We start from the raw sequence: 1,087 nt of genomic DNA, 5'->3' as shown, positions 1-1,087 counted from the left end.
TCTCTTTTAAGATACGTGAAGTGCCGAAATCAGGCACTTTCATGTTTGATTGATTTAGATAAAGATTTTTTCTTCAGATATATGAGTACCAATGACACAGCAGCCGGTGTAATTCCCGGAATTCTAGATGCCTGGCCAATTGTTTCTGGTTTAACCTCTAATAGTTTTTGCTTAATCTCATTGGATAGACCAGAAATTCCATCATAATTGAAATCGATTGGCAGCTTGGTTAATTCATTCTTTCTTAAACGATCAATCTCATCCTGTTGACGACTGATATAACCATCATACTTGGTTTGTATTTCAATCTGTTCAGCAACAGCATTAGAAATTGTTGGATCACCGTTTATTTCAGCAATACTTTGATAATTGATTTCAGGACGCTTTAGCAAGTCACGAAGGCTGTATTCTCTCGAAATAGGTCGATCAAAATATTTGTCAGCAATCTTCCCACCTTCTGAGCCAGGTTGCACCCAAGTTGTTTTTAGACGCTCTGTTTCTTTCTCGATTGCTTCGCGCTTGCTTGAGAATTGTGACCAGCGCTCATCGCCTACAAAACCTAAATTACGTCCGATCTCAGTTAACCTTAGGTCAGCATTATCTTCGCGTAGTAACAAACGGTATTCAGCACGGCTTGTAAACATACGGTAAGGCTCACTGGTTCCTAGTGTAATCAGATCATCAACCAGTACTCCGATATAAGCTTCATCTCGACGAGGGCACCAAAGCATATCACCACTTGCTTTCAACGAAGCATTCATACCAGCAAGTAAACCTTGGGCACCGGCTTCTTCATAACCAGTTGTGCCGTTAATTTGGCCAGCGAAAAACAAGTTCTCGATAAACTTTGTCTCTAGGCTTTGTTTCAAGTCTTGAGGGTTAAAGAAATCGTACTCAATTGCATAACCAGGCCGCGTAATATGTGCTTTCTCGAAGCCCTTCATTGAACGCACTAAGTCAATTTGCACATCAAAGGGCAAACTAGTTGAAATGCCGTTTGGATATAACTCATGCGTTGTCAGCCCTTCAGGCTCGACGAAAATCTGGTGGGAGTCTTTATCTGCAAAACGATTAATTTTATCTTCAA

Annotated in this window: 1 protein-coding gene; it reads right to left on the bottom strand. The window is 40.7% G+C overall.

Annotated features, from left to right (window positions below):
- Window positions 1–29: 29 nt before the first annotated feature.
- On the bottom strand, window positions 30–1,087 hold a 1,058-nt coding region (locus A3766_RS05015), incomplete at its 5' end, for an FAD-dependent oxidoreductase (protein ID WP_156508702.1).

It is taken from the genome of Oleiphilus sp. HI0132, from assembly GCF_001635845.1.
This window is presented reverse-complemented; position numbering and strand designations above follow the sequence as displayed.